18 protein-coding genes are annotated in these 12,997 nt (G+C 66.8%); 5 read left to right on the top strand and 13 right to left on the bottom strand.

The genetic code is table 11. The annotated features are described in order from the left end of the window. Nucleotide 1: 1 nt before the first annotated feature. The 3 genes from clpP to I6I07_RS19730 form a co-directional block, all read right to left on the bottom strand. Nucleotides 2-655 carry an ATP-dependent Clp endopeptidase proteolytic subunit ClpP gene (gene clpP / locus I6I07_RS19740; protein ID WP_006395872.1) on the bottom strand — a complete coding sequence of 218 codons (654 nt, stop codon included), beginning with the start codon at nucleotides 653-655 and terminating at the stop codon, nucleotides 2-4. 4 nt (nucleotides 656-659) lie between these two features. Further along, entirely contained in the window at nucleotides 660-1,970 is a 1,311-nt protein-coding gene (gene tig / locus I6I07_RS19735) for a trigger factor (RefSeq protein ID WP_198483360.1), read from the bottom strand. Between the two features lie 168 nt (nucleotides 1,971-2,138). Beyond that, a complete protein-coding gene (locus tag I6I07_RS19730) occupies nucleotides 2,139-2,894 on the bottom strand; it encodes a M48 family metalloprotease (protein WP_198483359.1) in 756 nt (251 codons plus the stop codon). A gap of 258 nt (nucleotides 2,895-3,152) precedes the next feature. Between I6I07_RS19730 and I6I07_RS19725 the strand changes: the two genes are divergently transcribed. After that, nucleotides 3,153-3,698 (top strand): TIGR00645 family protein, encoded by a 546-nt coding sequence (locus tag I6I07_RS19725; RefSeq protein ID WP_006395875.1) that lies wholly within the window; start codon nucleotides 3,153-3,155, stop codon nucleotides 3,696-3,698. 96 nt (nucleotides 3,699-3,794) lie between these two features. Here the strand turns inward: I6I07_RS19725 and I6I07_RS19720 are convergent, their stop codons facing one another. From I6I07_RS19720 to I6I07_RS19700, 5 genes are all read right to left on the bottom strand, one after another. After that, nucleotides 3,795-4,001, bottom strand: a complete 207-nt coding sequence (locus I6I07_RS19720; RefSeq protein WP_006225311.1) for a cold-shock protein — start codon at nucleotides 3,999-4,001, stop codon at nucleotides 3,795-3,797. A 289-nt stretch (nucleotides 4,002-4,290) separates the two neighbouring features. Then, the gene (locus I6I07_RS19715; RefSeq protein WP_198483358.1) at nucleotides 4,291-4,854 is read right to left on the bottom strand and encodes a DUF924 family protein; all 564 of its coding nucleotides are present in this window, start codon (nucleotides 4,852-4,854) and stop codon (nucleotides 4,291-4,293) included. Nucleotides 4,855-5,061: 207 nt separating this feature from the next. Next, nucleotides 5,062-5,265 (bottom strand): cold-shock protein, encoded by a 204-nt coding sequence (locus I6I07_RS19710; RefSeq protein ID WP_006220190.1) that lies wholly within the window; start codon nucleotides 5,263-5,265, stop codon nucleotides 5,062-5,064. A 370-nt stretch (nucleotides 5,266-5,635) separates the two neighbouring features. Beyond that, nucleotides 5,636-5,956 carry a hypothetical protein gene (locus I6I07_RS19705; RefSeq protein ID WP_198483357.1) on the bottom strand — a complete coding sequence of 107 codons (321 nt, stop codon included), beginning with the start codon at nucleotides 5,954-5,956 and terminating at the stop codon, nucleotides 5,636-5,638. Nucleotides 5,957-6,046: 90 nt separating this feature from the next. After that, nucleotides 6,047-6,445 carry a hypothetical protein gene (locus tag I6I07_RS19700; protein WP_198483356.1) on the bottom strand — a complete coding sequence of 133 codons (399 nt, stop codon included), beginning with the start codon at nucleotides 6,443-6,445 and terminating at the stop codon, nucleotides 6,047-6,049. Between the two features lie 122 nt (nucleotides 6,446-6,567). Here I6I07_RS19700 and I6I07_RS19695 point away from each other — a divergent pair, with 122 nt between their 5' ends. Then, entirely contained in the window at nucleotides 6,568-6,867 is a 300-nt protein-coding gene (locus I6I07_RS19695; protein ID WP_006395879.1) for a DUF2513 domain-containing protein, read from the top strand. A gap of 106 nt (nucleotides 6,868-6,973) precedes the next feature. On the opposite strand, the gene I6I07_RS19690 is transcribed toward I6I07_RS19695, so the two are convergent. From I6I07_RS19690 to I6I07_RS19680, 3 genes are all read right to left on the bottom strand, one after another. After that, complete coding sequence (locus I6I07_RS19690) at nucleotides 6,974-7,246, bottom strand: hypothetical protein (protein ID WP_006395880.1); 273 nt, start codon at nucleotides 7,244-7,246, stop codon at nucleotides 6,974-6,976. A gap of 113 nt (nucleotides 7,247-7,359) precedes the next feature. Then, nucleotides 7,360-7,755 (bottom strand): RidA family protein, encoded by a 396-nt coding sequence (locus I6I07_RS19685; protein ID WP_198483355.1) that lies wholly within the window; start codon nucleotides 7,753-7,755, stop codon nucleotides 7,360-7,362. Between the two features lie 28 nt (nucleotides 7,756-7,783). Continuing rightward, nucleotides 7,784-8,932 (bottom strand): DSD1 family PLP-dependent enzyme, encoded by a 1,149-nt coding sequence (locus tag I6I07_RS19680; protein WP_198483354.1) that lies wholly within the window; start codon nucleotides 8,930-8,932, stop codon nucleotides 7,784-7,786. Nucleotides 8,933-9,075: 143 nt separating this feature from the next. Here I6I07_RS19680 and I6I07_RS19675 point away from each other — a divergent pair, with 143 nt between their 5' ends. Continuing rightward, nucleotides 9,076-9,993, top strand: coding sequence for a LysR family transcriptional regulator (locus tag I6I07_RS19675; protein ID WP_006395883.1), 918 nt, complete (start codon nucleotides 9,076-9,078; stop codon nucleotides 9,991-9,993). A gap of 28 nt (nucleotides 9,994-10,021) precedes the next feature. Here the strand turns inward: I6I07_RS19675 and I6I07_RS19670 are convergent, their stop codons facing one another. Beyond that, entirely contained in the window at nucleotides 10,022-10,279 is a 258-nt protein-coding gene (locus I6I07_RS19670; protein ID WP_198483353.1) for a hypothetical protein, read from the bottom strand. A gap of 83 nt (nucleotides 10,280-10,362) precedes the next feature. Then, nucleotides 10,363-11,553 (bottom strand): MFS transporter, encoded by a 1,191-nt coding sequence (locus tag I6I07_RS19665; protein WP_198483352.1) that lies wholly within the window; start codon nucleotides 11,551-11,553, stop codon nucleotides 10,363-10,365. A gap of 135 nt (nucleotides 11,554-11,688) precedes the next feature. Here I6I07_RS19665 and I6I07_RS19660 point away from each other — a divergent pair, with 135 nt between their 5' ends. Continuing rightward, a complete protein-coding gene (locus I6I07_RS19660; protein WP_198483351.1) occupies nucleotides 11,689-12,270 on the top strand; it encodes a TetR/AcrR family transcriptional regulator in 582 nt (193 codons plus the stop codon). A gap of 133 nt (nucleotides 12,271-12,403) precedes the next feature. Next, nucleotides 12,404-12,895: a hypothetical protein gene (locus tag I6I07_RS19655; protein WP_198483350.1), complete on the top strand. Its 492-nt coding sequence runs from the start codon at nucleotides 12,404-12,406 to the stop codon at nucleotides 12,893-12,895. Nucleotides 12,896-12,997: the final 102 nt, after the last annotated feature.

Raw genomic sequence — 12,997 nt, 5'->3', positions numbered from 1 at the left:
GTCAGCCTTCCGAACGGGAGGTCATCACCTTGTCGACCAGTCCATACGATACCGCATCTTCGGCGGACATGAAGTTGTCACGTTCCGTGTCCAGGGCGATGCGCTCGATCGACTGGCCGGTGTTGTCGGCCAGGATGCGATTGAGACGCTCGCGCAGGTCCAGGATCTCGCGAGCCTGGATCTGGATGTCGGAGGCCTGGCCCTGGGCGCCGCCCGAGGGCTGGTGGATCATGATGCGCGAGTTGGGCAAGGTGAAGCGCTTGCCCTTCTTGCCAGCCGCCAGCAGGAAGGCGCCCATGCTGGCCGCCAGGCCGGTGCACAGGGTCGACACGTCCGGCTTGATGAACTGCATGGTGTCGTAGATGGCCATGCCCGCGTACACCGACCCGCCAGGCGAGTTGATGTACAGGGAAATGTCCTTGTCAGGATTCTCCGATTCCAGGAACAGCAACTGCGCCACGACCAGGTTGGCCGTCGCGTCGTTGACCGGACCCACCAGGAAAATGAGCCGCTCGCGGAGCAGACGCGAATAGATGTCGTAGGCGCGTTCGCCGCGCCCCGACTGCTCGATCACCATGGGAATGTAGCCCAGGCCGGTGGGGGTCACCGAAGACCCGCCATTCATTGCCGCATAGAAATCGGTGAATCTCTGCATAGTGTTACGCCATCCCCATCAACTGATCGAAAGGCACCTTTTCGTCGGTGACCTTGGCCTTGTCCAGAACGTGCGCGACGACGTTGTCTTCGAGCACGATAGCCTCGATTTCAGCACGACGCTGGCGGTCGGCCAGGTAATAGCTGACAACCTGGGCGGGTTGTTCGTAGTTTTCCGCGAATTCCTCGATGCGGGCACGAACCTGTTCCGGCTTGGCTTGCAGCTGGGCTTGCTTGACCAGCTCGGACACCAGCAGGCCCAGGCGCACGCGGCGCTCGGATTCGGTGGAGAAGGCTTCGGCCGGGATCGGCACCGACTCGGCGTTGGGCACGCCACGCTGCTTGAGCTCTTCGCGAGCGGCGGCGATGCGGCCTTGCACGTCGTTGTCGATCAGCGACTTCGGCACGTCGAACTTGCCGGCCTCGACCAGGGCGTCCATCACGCTGGACTTGGTGCGGCCTTGCGAGCGCACCTTGACTTCGCGTTCGATGTTGCTGCGGATGTCGGCCTTGAGCCTTTCGACGTCGCCTTCGGCCTGGCCGAGCGACTTGGCGAATTCGGCGTTCAGTTCGGGCAGCACGCCTTCAGCCACTTCCTTGACGGTGATGGTGAATTCGGCGGTCTTGCCGGCGACTTCCTTGCCTTGGTAGTCATCGGGGAACTTGAGCGGGAAGACCTTGCTTTCGCCAGCCTTCAGGCCGCGGGCGGCTTCTTCGAATTCCGGCAGCATGCGGCCTTGGCCGAGCACAAACGGGAAGTCTTCGGCCTTGCCGCCTTCGAACGGCACGCCGTCGATGGTGCCGGCGAAGTCCAGCGTGACGCGGTCGCCGTCTTGCGAGGCGCGGCCTTCACGGGCTTCGAACGTGGCGCGCTGCTTGCGCAGGACGTCCAGGGTCTGCTGCACTTCGGCGTCGGTGACGGCGGTTTCATAGCGGGTCACGGCCAGGGCCGACAGGTCCGGCACGGCGACTTCGGGGTAGACCTCGAAGGTCGCGGTGAAGGCCAGCGTGTCTTCGCCGACGCCTTCCGTCTTGGGTTCCAGGTTCGGGGCGCCAGCGACGCGCAGCTTGGCGCCGTCGACGGCTTGTTCGAATGCACGGCCGACCTGGCTGTTGATCACGTCGTAGCGGATGCCGGGGCCATGGCTGCGCTCGAGCATGGCGAGCGGCGCCTTGCCGGGACGGAAGCCGGGAACCTTGGCGGTACGGGCCACGCGCTTCAATTGCGCCTGGACTTCCTTTTCGACGTCGGCCACCGAGACGGCCAGATCAACACGGCGCTCGAGGCCGGAGAGGGTTTCAACCACAGGCTGCATTAAAAGACCTATTTTCCGAAAGATATGAGATGACGGGCGGATAAACGCGGCATTTTACCGGAAACTTCCGGACCCCTGACGCAAAGGGGCGCGAGCACCCGGATAAGCCCGGATGCTCGCGCCCCGTTTTCCGCCCGGAAAGGGCGTCAAATGGCGCGCCAGGGCGCTTTACTTGGCCTTGGCGATGCGATCCTCGATGTGCTGCGCGCGCTTGGCGGAGGACGGGTGCGAGCTCATCATATCGCTCTTGCCGCCATCCAGCTCGGCCAGCTTCTGGAACGCCGTCACCAGGCCGCGGGTGTTCAGCTTCTTGGCCTGCAGCTGATCGAACGAGTAGTCGTCGGCGGCGCTTTCCTGCGACTGCGAGAACTGCGCGTTGACGAACTTCTCGGTCAGGTCGCCCAGCTGCGACGAGTTCAGGGCGGCGATCGTGGCGCCACCGGCGGCGCCGGCGGCGTCGCGCGCGGCCGAGACCGTGTAGGCGGTCTGCATGGCCTTCTTGCTGTGGCCCAGCGCCACGTGGCCGATTTCATGGCCGACCACGCCCAGCACTTCGTCGTCGGTCATCATGTCCATCAGGCCGCTGTAGACGCGGATGCAGCCGTTGGCCATGGCCCAGGCGTTGACGTCCTTGGTGAGGTAGACCTTGTAGCTGGCCTTCTGGCCGTTGACGGTGCCGCCCAGCTGCTTGGCGATCTTCTGCAGGCGCACGTCGTACTTGCTGCCCGGGGCGGCAATCTTTTCCTGGGAATCGCTTTGCGCGCAAGCCTTGTCCGACAAGGTCTTGATTTCGGCATCGCTCAGGGTGGCGGCCTGCACCACCTTGCTGCCGGCGCCCACCAGTCCCCCGATATCGAGGGCATGCGACGCGGAATAAGGGGCAAGTGCGACGGCCAGCGCGGCAACGGTGTAGCGGATCTTCATGGAAAAAACTCCTCTTGACTGACTCTGTGCGAGTGAGGCGGCAATTCTATATACGGCCAAAGCTCTCAAACCGTTTCGCCACAGAGTTTCGCAAATGCGAAGTTCTCTTACATAAAAGGCATGCGGAAGACTTCTTACCGTGGTAAGTACCCCTGCCTCGCCATAAATCCGTCATCAAAAACAAATCCCGGGATGGCGCGGCGTTGTTAGAATTGCCGCCGCACTTTTTCCGTATCCCTATAACGGCTCGCACCCATCATGACCCCCAACACCCCTCCCCGTCTTGGCCTGCTGCCCAGCCTGATTTTCAGCTCGCGCTGGCTGCAACTGCCGCTCTATCTGGGACTGATCGTCGCCCAGGGCGTCTACGTCATGCTGTTCCTGAAGGAGCTCTGGCATCTGCTGACGCATGCCAACAGCTTCGGCGAAATGGAGATCATGCTGCTGGTGCTGGGCCTGATCGACGTGGTGATGATCTCGAACCTGCTGGTGATGGTGATCGTCGGCGGCTACGAGACCTTCGTCTCGCGCCTGCGCCTGCAGGGCCATCCGGACCAGCCGGAATGGCTCAGCCACGTCAATGCCAGCGTCCTCAAGGTCAAGCTGGCCATGGCCATCATCGGCATCTCGTCGATCCACCTGCTGCGCACTTTCATCGAGGCGGGCACGCTGGGCACGCCCAACGCGCGCTTCTCGGAGGCGGGCGTGATGTGGCAGACCATCATCCACGCGCTGTTCATCCTGTCGGCGCTGGGCATCGCCCTGGTCGACAAGCTGTCCACGCCGTCGCACCCCAAGCACTGAACGCCCCGCGCCGCGCGGGAAAAGAAAAGCCCCGGCACTGGCGTGTCGGGGCTTTTTATTACGGCCGGCCGGATACGGCCCGCCGTGGACCTGTACTCAGGCCGCCACCTTGATGTTCTTGGCGCTGGGACCCTTGGGGCCGGTACCGACCTCGAACGTGACGCGCTGGTTTTCCTGCAGCGACTTGTAGCCTTCGCTGCGGATTTCCGAGTAGTGGGCGAACAGATCCTTGCTGCCGTCGTCGGGCATGATGAAGCCATACCCTTTTTCGGCGTTGAACCACTTGACGATGCCGGTTGCCATGGAATTTCCTCGAACCTAAAGAAGCGATTGCTCGCGGGGCGCCAGATGATCAAGGATGGGAGAGGAAAGCAACCGCAGCACCACTGACCGCGACAAGTTAAACGCAGACCGCGTCTCTTGAAAATCTCGCTGAACCCAGTGTATTGGCGAACCCCGAAAAACGTCAAATATGCGGCGATCCCGGCGCCCGCGCCGCGCCAGGCTCCTGGCCGCGGCATCGCGATCTTTCAACTCGCCATGCGTCGATACAAGCCGATACGCTCGCGTCGAACGGCCGTGCCGCCGCGGCTCAGCCCGCGAAGCCGCCGGAGGCCAGGAACTCCTGCTCGGGCTGGGTGGTCTGGCGGCCCAGCGCGGCATTGCGATGCGGAAAGCGGCCGAAGCGCTTGATGATGTCGCGATGCAGGACGGCCCAGCGCACCGAGTCGGCGCCCAGCGGCTCCATCAGCGCGACCGCGCGGTTCTGCGCGGCCACGGTCTCGGCGTGCTCGAAGGGCATGTAGAAGAACTGGCGCAGCGCCGGATCGACGGCCAGGTCGTGGCCGGCGGCGATGGCGCGTTCGGCGAACAGCAGCGCCAGCGGGTCGGTGGCGAACATGTGGGCGGTGCCGCGGTAGGCGTTGCGGGGGTACTGGTCCAGCAGGATCATCAGGGCCAGCGCGCCGTCCGGCTCGTCCAGCCAGGCGTCGAGCTGGCGCGCGGCGGCGGCCATGTGGGCGGCGCCGCAATGCTGGCGGAAGCGCTCGTCGAAGGCCTCGTCCTTGTTGAACCATTGCTGCGGCCCGGCGTCGCGCCAGAACGCGACGACGTCCTTCGGCGTCAGGGATACGGGGGCTTGGCCAGGGTGGGTCATGGAGATCGTCCTCAATCGATGGCGGGTCCGGCCAGGCGGCGCGGCGGGAGACAGGGGCAAGGATACCGCGTGCGGCCAGGCGCGGGCGCGGGATGGCCTCGCGGCGCGCGCCAGGGGCCTTGCGGGCGCCGCCAACGAAAAGGGCTCCCCACGGGGAGCCCAGATGCAAAAAAGCCCCCGAAGGGGCTTTTCCGAAAAGCCAGAACCTTACAGGACCTGGATCTTCGTGGCTTGCGGGCCCTTGGGGCCATTGGCCGTCACAAAGCTGACGCGCTGGTTCTCTTCCAGAGACTTGAAGCCCGAGCCCTGAATTTCGGAGAAGTGAGCGAACAGGTCCTTACCACCCGCTTCCGGGGTGATGAAGCCATAGCCTTTTTCCGAGTTGAACCACTTAACGACGCCGGTTTCCATACTGTATTTCCTAGAGATAATGGGCAAATGCCCGGAGGTCACGAATCAATCAAGGAGGGGACAGTAGAACAATAACGCTGAGCCGGAAAAGGCACGGCACTGAACGAAAATCGCAACGCTTGTGATCGTGTGCCGACACTATCGTTATGTTCCCCTCACAAGTCAACATAATCCTAAAAAATACGTGCCAATAATGCAACAAAGAGAAACTGCGAACAGAATTTGCACGTTTTCATAGGGAAAAAGAAGTCCTGCATAGGTGTAAACACCCACGCATCATAAAAAAACAATCAAGGCTTATATAAATGCCGCCAAAGAGCGTATTGGATGCATACGCCGTTTGGACGGGCACTTTGGTTTGCCGTCAGGCTTACTCGTCGATAGGTAAACCCAACAAGTCGAGCGCCGCGCCGAAAGCGTCGGGACCCGAGCAAAGGAAAACCGCCACGTCACCGGGATTCATATTTTCCAGGACTTGGTCGATTTGTTCTTGCGCATTATCAACATTGTCGACATTGGCGGCGTGTATGTCCGCGCCAGCTTCGACTTTTTCGGGGGGTACGATGTCGGCAATCGCATTGAGATCGTCCACATCGGTCACGACATAGACGCTGATGCTCTCGCCATCCAGCGTTGTGTGCAGCTCAACGCCGCCCGCCACGTCGGCAACATGCCGACTCAGTATTTCCATGATCACTCTTCCTTGACTTGCGGGCCAGGCCCGCCTGGGCACGCTCGCACGGATGCGTACACGCCCAGGCGCGACTATAACAGCCTTATGCTAAGACTTCCTGACAACCGGTCCCAGCGAGCGGCGGGCGGCGCCGGACGTGGCGGCCACGCGACGGCTGCGCACCCCGGCCGCGGCCAGCGCGGCCAGCAGCGGCTTCTGGGCGTCCAGGAACACGGCCTTCTCGTCGCCCACCAGCTTGCACAGGAACATCTGGGCCAGCAGCTGCGTACGGCGCGCCTTGCGGTTGTCGGATTCTTGCGCGAGCCAGTTGGCCACCCAGTCGGCGGCGGCCTGGGCATCACCCTCTTGCTTGATGTGCCCCAGCAGATCGAACACGGTGACGCCGACGATGGCGCCTTCCTCGGTGCGCGTCAGGAACAGCTTGGCGGCCTGGCCGGTGTAGCCAGGGATCAGGGCGAGGCAATCGCGCTCGGCGGGTTTCTTCATTGATACAGCCTATCTGTGATCGGTAATCCCGCACTGTAACCCGACCCGGCCGGCTGTCGCGTCGTCGCCACGGAACTCTGCTATTGTGGGCTGTTCCACCCCAACCCCATACGGCGGACATCATGCAACGCGATTTCGATCTGGTCGTCACGATCCTGGGAGCCCTGCGCGACGCGGCGGGCCCCAACCTGAGCACCCACGACATCAAGGAGGCCGCCCTGGCGCCCCACGCGCAGGAACAAGGCCTGCAGCTGATTGCGCACCACCTGGACCTGCTGGCCGACGCCGGCCTGGTCAAGCAGATCAGCGAAACGACGGCGACGGCCGGCGACACGCGCTGGCGCATCACCTGGAAGGGCTACGACGCCCTGGAACAGGACGAGGAAGACGAAGAGGACGAGGACTTCGACGACGAGGAATGAGCGGTTCGCGGCCCGCCAGCCGGGCCCACCGCTGAGACGGCGGCCACACGCCGCCCTCGCCTGCCGCGCCGGCCGGATCCCCTGGGCGATCCGGCTGCCGCGACGCTCAATGGCGCCGCAGGATGCGCCGCGTCAGCAGCGCGGCGGCGGCGCCGATCACCAGACTGAACATGAACGCGGCGATCGCCAGCATCGCCGCCTGGTCGCCGAAACCGGCCGACCGCGACAGCACCACCACGCTGGCGCAGACCGCCGCGGCCAGCACGGCCACGCCCGCCAGCACCCGGCCGGGTGAGCGCAGGCGGCCGCAGAGCGACCCACCCACCAATGCCACCGCCACCATGGCGGCCATGGACCAGAACAGGTATTCGTACTGCATGCGGACGGACTCCCCTGGGACGTTGCGGCGCCCGCATTATAGGGGGCCTGGCGTGCCATCCGTCCCCGACGATGGCGGCAGGCCGGCGGACCGAGCGGCCGCCGGGGCGCTGTTCAGCCCTGGGGAACGACGGCGACGGCGCTGATTTCCACCAGCGCGCCATAGTGCAATTCGCCCGTCGGCACGATCGCGCGGGCCGGCTTGTGGTCGCCGAAGCTGCGCTCGTAGACGCTGTTCACCTCGTTCCAGAGGCCGACGTCGGGAATGTAGACCGTGACGTTGACCACCGACGCCATCGACGTGCCGGCGGCCTGCAGGATGGCGGCCATACTGCGCAGCGCGGCCTCGGTCTGCGCGGCGACGCCCTGCGCCAGCTGCGGCCGTTCGCCCGGGCTGGCGGCGGGCAGGAAGCCCAGTTGCCCGGAAACGAACACGAAGCCGTTGGCGCGCACGGCCTGCGAATAATGGCCCGCCGGCGGCGTGGCGCGGGGGGTGTGGATCAGGTCCATCTCGATTCCTTATGCGGGGCGGCCGGACTTACCAGCCGCGAAAGCGCTGCCATTGCGCCACGACACGGCGGTCGCCGTCGCGCACGACCGCGTAGGCGTCGTGCTGCGCGCAGGTGGCGCAGGCGTGGTTTGGCACGATCCGCAGTTTGGTGCCCAGCGGCAGTTCCGGCAAGGCGGCGCCGCTGCCGGCGCGCAGCTTGATGATGCCCTGCTCCTGGTTGGTCTCGGCCAGCAGCAGGTCGGGATAGACCTTGCCGTCGGCATCGCACACCAGCCCGTACAGCTGGTCCACCGGCTGCTTGGCCGTGCCGCGGTCGCGCGACATGGCCATCCAGCCCGCGTCCACCAGGATCCAGCCCTTGTCGGGCTGGTGGCCGATCACGGTGGTCAGCACGGTGGCGGCGATGTCGTCCACCTCGCAGACGCCGAGTCCCGCCATAACCAGGTCGAAGAACACGTAGACGCCGGCGCGCACTTCCGTCACGCCTTCCAGGTTGCGGGCAAAATGCGCGGTGGGCGTCGAGCCCACGCTGACCACCGGACACGGCAGGCCCGCCGCGCGGATGGCCTGGGCGCAACCGACCGCGGCCGCGCGCTCCTGCTCCGCCATGTCGGCGATGGCCTGCACGCTGCGGCAGCCGTAGGATTCACCGGCGTGGGTCATGACGCCGCGCAGGCTGTCGACGGCATGCAGGGTCCGTGCGATCGCCAGCAACTGGTCGGTGTGGCCCGGCTGCACGCCGGCGCGATGGCCGTCGCAATCGATCTCGATCAAGGCGGGAATGGCGGCGCCCTCTTCCCGGGCGCGCGCCGCCAGCGCTTCGGCGGCGTCGATGCTGTCGACCACCACGGTCAGGTCGATGCCCTGGCGGCGCAGCGCCAGCACGCGGCCGAGCTTGGCCGGCGCCACGCCCACGGCGTACAGCAGGTCGGTCACGCCGGCGGCGGCGAACTGCTCGGCTTCCTGCAGCGTCGACACCGCCGCGGGCCCCTCGGGCCGCGTCATGACGCGGCGCGCCACCTCGATCGACTTGGGCGTCTTCAGATGCGGACGCAATTGCACGCCATGGGCGGCCATCAGGCCGTTCAGGCGCTCGATGTTGCGCGTCATGCGGATTTCGTCCAGCACCAGGCAGGGCGTTTCCAGCGTATCGAGGGTGGCGGAGGCAGTGGTCATGGCGGTATCGACGGAACAGGAAGGGCGGAAAAATGGAAACCGACGCGGGCGCCGCCCGGAACGCGACCGCATGCCCGCAGTATGGCGCGCCACGTGGCTTGCGTGTTTAATAAAGACTTAATCAATCATTAAGGCGTTTCTGAATGATCACGACGGACGACCTGCGTTTCTTCCTGAGCCTGGCGGCCACCAGCTCGCTGGCGCAGGCGGCGCGCGCGCTGGACGTGACGCCGCCCGCCGTGACGCAACGCCTGCATGCGCTGGAAAAGCGCCTGGGCGTGCGGCTGGTCAACCGCTCGGGACGCGGCACCGCGCTGACCGACGAGGGCCGGCTGCTGGCGCTGCGGGCCGGCCAGATCTGCGGCGAATTGAACGACCTGGCCGATGAACTGGTGGGCCGGCGGGGCGTGGTGGCCGGCCACCTGCGCGTGGTGGCGCCGCTGGGCTTCGGCCAGCGCTACGTCGCCGGGCTGGTGGCCGGCTTTCGCAAGGAAAGCGAGAACGTGACCGCCAGCCTGATCCTGTCGGACGGGCCGCCGCGCCTGGCCAGCGACGACTGGGACGTGATGATCCATATCGGCGAGCTGCGCGATTCGACCCTGGTGGCCTATCCGCTGGCGCCGAACCGGCGCATCCTGTGCGCCTCGCCCGCCTATCTGGCGCGGCATGGCGCGCCCGCCAAGCCCGAGGACCTGCGCGAACACGACTGCATCGCCCTGCGTGAGAACGAGGAGGACGTGACCCTGTGGCGCTTCAAGCGCGGGCGCGGGCCGGCGGTGGGGGTGCGCATCGCGCCGGTGCTGTCCAGCAACGCCGGCGCCGCCGCGGTGGCCTGGGCCCTGGCCGGCCACGGCATCGTGGCCCGGTCGGAATGGGACGTGGCCGAGCATGTGAAAACGCGCGCCCTGGTGCCGCTGCTGCCGGGCTGGACCCTGCCCGAGGCCAATGTGGTGGCGCTGGTGAAATCGCGCCAGGAACTGCCGGCGCGCACCGCCGGCTTCCTCGCCCACCTGCGCGAGGCGTTCGCGGCCACGCCGTGGCGCGACAAGGCGACCGCCTGAGGCGCGCGACGGCCGCGGCCCCGCCGGATCAGTCCAGCATGGCCTCGGCCTCGATCTCGACCAGCCATTCGGGCAGCGACAAGCCGCTGACGATGATCCAGGACGACGGCGGCGGATCGACCGGGAAGCGGTCGCGCAGGCCGGGGCCGACGGTGCGCTCCTGGGCATCGACGCCGACCTGGCCGGACAGCAGCATGCGGCGCTGGCCCGTGACGATGACGGCCTGGCTGAAGCCGTATTGCACGGTGTTGAAGACGGTATCGGGATTGACGACGGTTCGGGACATGTTTGTTCTCCTTGTGGACGCCCCGCCCCGCGGCGCGGCGTTGCCGGCATTCTAGATGCCCTGCATGCCCGCCCCGGCCGCGCTCAGGCCACGGCGGCGGCAGGCCGGGCGCCGCGCGCCGCGTAGACCGCGACCAGCAGCACCACCGCCCCCGCGCCCGCCGCGGTCCAGAAGCCCGCTCCCACGCCATGGCGATCGACGATCCACCCCGCCAGCGCGGCGCCCGCCGCGACGCCCGCCCCCAGGCCCGTCACCAGCCAGGTCAGGCCTTCGGTGAGACGGCGGCCCGGCACGCTGCCTTCCACCATCGCCATGGCGATGATCATGGTCGGCGCGAACGACAGGCCGGCCAGCAGCACGCCCAGCGACAGCGTCAGCAGATCGCCGACCCACAGCAGCGGCAAGGTGGTGAAGGCGGTCACGCTGGCGGCAATGGCCAGCATGCGCGCCAGCGGCATCTGGAATTTCAGCACGCCGAACGCCAGGCCGGCCACGCACGATCCCAGGGCATAGGCCGACAGCACCACGCTGGCGCCGGCGGGCAGGCCCTGCTGGCGGGCGAAGGCCACGCTCATGACGTCGATGGTGCCGACGATGACGCCCATGGCGGCCATCATGGCGGTCAGCTGGCGCATCAGCGGCACGCCCAGCACCGAGGACTCGCGGCCCGCCTCGCGCGGCTGCACCGCCGGCGCGGTGGCCCGTTGCAGCACGAAGGCGGTCACGCCCAGGCCCAGCAACAGCGCCGCGCCGAGCGGGCCGGCCTCGGGAAACAGGATCACGCACAGGCCCACCGCCAGCGGCGGGCCGATGATGAAGCTCAGTTCGTCGAACACCGACTCGAGGGCGTAGGCGGTGCGCAATTGCGGCCGGTCGCGGTAGATCTCGGTCCAGCGGGCCCGCGCCATGGCGGGCATGCTCGGCAGGCTGCCCGCCAGCGCCGCGAACACGAACAGCGTCCAGTCGGGCGCCTGCAAGCGCACGCAGGCGGCCAGGCCCGCCAGCCCGGCCACGCAGGCGCCGGCCGCCAGCGGCAGGATGCGGCCCTGGCCATGGCGATCCACCAGGCGCGAAATGCGTGGCGCCAGCAAGGCGGTGGCCAGCGCGAAGGTGGCCGCTACCGCGCCGGCCAGGGTGTAGGCGCCGCGCACCTGGGACAGCATGGTGATGATGCCGATGCCGATCATGGGCAGGGCCAGCCGCGCCACGGCGCAGGCGGCGACAAAACCGGCGGCGCCGGGCGCCTGGAACAATTCGCGATAGGGATTCGACACCCGGAACCTCTGGGGATGTTGCAGCCGGCGATGGGCGCCGCCGGACAGATTGACATACGTAGCGTATGCAAGATGGTATTCACATACCTGGCGTATGTCAATTAACATACGCCTCGTATGCCACTGGAGCCAGCCATGTCGCGATCGCGCGCCGAGATGATCGAAGAAACCCGCGGAAAACTGCTGGCGACGGCACGTGAGTCGTTCCGCCGCGCCGGCTATGCGGGCACGTCGATGGACGACCTGACCGCCGCCGCCGGGCTGACCCGTGGAGCGTTGTATCACCATTTCGGTGACAAGCAGGGCTTGCTGGCGGCGGTCGCGGCGCAGATCGACGGCGAGATGGAGGCGCGGCTGCAGGCCATTTCGCGCGACGCCCCCGATGCCTGGACAGCCCTGCGCGAGCGCTGCCGGGCCTATCTGGCGATGGCGGCCGAGCCCGAGATCCGCCGGATCGTGCTGCAGGACGCGCGCGCGGTGCTGGGCCATGGCGGCGCCGCCGCGCAGGAACAGTGCACCGCGTCGCTGGGCGCGCTGCTGCAGGCCCTGATGGCGCAAGGCGTCATCGGCCCGGCCCAACCCGACGCGCTGGCGCGGATGCTGCACGGCGGACTGGCCGACAGCGCCCTCTGGATCGCCGGGGACGACAGCCAGGCGCGGCTGGCGCAGGCGCTGCAGGCGCTGGACCTGCTGCTCGCGGGCCTGCGCCGGACCTGACCGCGACCACCGGCAAGCGGGATCGGCACTCGCCGCAAACGCCGTCGTCGCGCATAATGCGACACTGCGTTTGATGGGCCGCCCCTGGAGACCGGCCCCTGCCCCCGCAACCCGGATCCCTCGCCCCACCAAAATGAAGCTCCTGCGCCTTTACGCCCTGGCCGCCCTGCTCGGCGGCACCGCGCTATTGCCCGCCGCGGCGCCGGCCCAACCGCCGACGCAGCAAGCCGCCGCGCAAGCCCTCGTCGGCAAATGGCGGCACCAGACCATGCTGCGCACCGTCGACGGCCAGGCGCTGCCGCCCCAGCCGTCCGGCGGCGCCGGCGTGGCCGAATTCCGCAGCGACGGCACCTGGTCGATGCAGGGCCCGGGTGCGCTTTCCAGCGGCACCTACCGCTGGCTCGACGCCAAGCGCATCGAGCAGACGCTGGAGCAATCCACCAGCGAATACGAGATCGGCGAGGCCTCCATCCGCTACGTGAAGATCCAGGGCGACCACCTGACGCTCACCCGCGTCCAGGATCGCAAGGAAATGGACAGGCTGATGCCGCCGGTGAAGCCGGGCGCCAAGCGTCCCGACCAGATGATCGTCACCAATCTCTTCACCCGCCTGCCCGCGGACTGACGCCTACCCCCTCCGGACGCAATCCGCTGGTAATCCAAATGCAGTATGGAAGGATGAAATCTTCTTTGCTACGCTGGGTCACCCTTGTGGAGGTCCAGTGAC

It is taken from the genome of Achromobacter deleyi (assembly GCF_016127315.1).
Taxonomy (GTDB): Bacteria; Pseudomonadota; Gammaproteobacteria; order Burkholderiales; family Burkholderiaceae_B; genus Achromobacter; species Achromobacter insuavis_A.
Note: the sequence above shows the minus strand (reverse complement) of the source record. Positions and strands in the feature narration are given on the sequence as shown.

Bases quoted from the DNA above. Each gene is read 5' to 3' on its own strand.
- I6I07_RS19675 (WP_006395883.1), top strand. From the start codon at position 9,076: ATGATCACGACGGACGACCTGCGTTTCTTCCTGAGCCTGGCGGCCACC.
- I6I07_RS19700 (WP_198483356.1), bottom strand. From the start codon at position 6,445: ATGAAGAAACCCGCCGAGCGCGATTGCCTCGCCCTGATCCCTGGCTAC.
- I6I07_RS19655 (WP_198483350.1), top strand. From the start codon at position 12,404: ATGAAGCTCCTGCGCCTTTACGCCCTGGCCGCCCTGCTCGGCGGCACC.
- I6I07_RS19690 (WP_006395880.1), bottom strand. From the start codon at position 7,246: ATGCAGTACGAATACCTGTTCTGGTCCATGGCCGCCATGGTGGCGGTG.
- tig (WP_198483360.1), bottom strand. From the start codon at position 1,970: ATGCAGCCTGTGGTTGAAACCCTCTCCGGCCTCGAGCGCCGTGTTGAT.
- clpP (WP_006395872.1), bottom strand. From the start codon at position 655: ATGCAGAGATTCACCGATTTCTATGCGGCAATGAATGGCGGGTCTTCG.
- I6I07_RS19715 (WP_198483358.1), bottom strand. From the start codon at position 4,854: ATGACCCACCCTGGCCAAGCCCCCGTATCCCTGACGCCGAAGGACGTC.
- I6I07_RS19705 (WP_198483357.1), bottom strand. From the start codon at position 5,956: ATGGAAATACTGAGTCGGCATGTTGCCGACGTGGCGGGCGGCGTTGAG.
- I6I07_RS19695 (WP_006395879.1), top strand. From the start codon at position 6,568: ATGCAACGCGATTTCGATCTGGTCGTCACGATCCTGGGAGCCCTGCGC.
- I6I07_RS19660 (WP_198483351.1), top strand. From the start codon at position 11,689: ATGTCGCGATCGCGCGCCGAGATGATCGAAGAAACCCGCGGAAAACTG.
- I6I07_RS19725 (WP_006395875.1), top strand. From the start codon at position 3,153: ATGACCCCCAACACCCCTCCCCGTCTTGGCCTGCTGCCCAGCCTGATT.
- I6I07_RS19730 (WP_198483359.1), bottom strand. From the start codon at position 2,894: ATGAAGATCCGCTACACCGTTGCCGCGCTGGCCGTCGCACTTGCCCCT.
- I6I07_RS19685 (WP_198483355.1), bottom strand. From the start codon at position 7,755: ATGGACCTGATCCACACCCCCCGCGCCACGCCGCCGGCGGGCCATTAT.
- I6I07_RS19720 (WP_006225311.1), bottom strand. From the start codon at position 4,001: ATGGCAACCGGCATCGTCAAGTGGTTCAACGCCGAAAAAGGGTATGGC.
- I6I07_RS19680 (WP_198483354.1), bottom strand. From the start codon at position 8,932: ATGACCACTGCCTCCGCCACCCTCGATACGCTGGAAACGCCCTGCCTG.
- I6I07_RS19710 (WP_006220190.1), bottom strand. From the start codon at position 5,265: ATGGAAACCGGCGTCGTTAAGTGGTTCAACTCGGAAAAAGGCTATGGC.
- I6I07_RS19670 (WP_198483353.1), bottom strand. From the start codon at position 10,279: ATGTCCCGAACCGTCGTCAATCCCGATACCGTCTTCAACACCGTGCAA.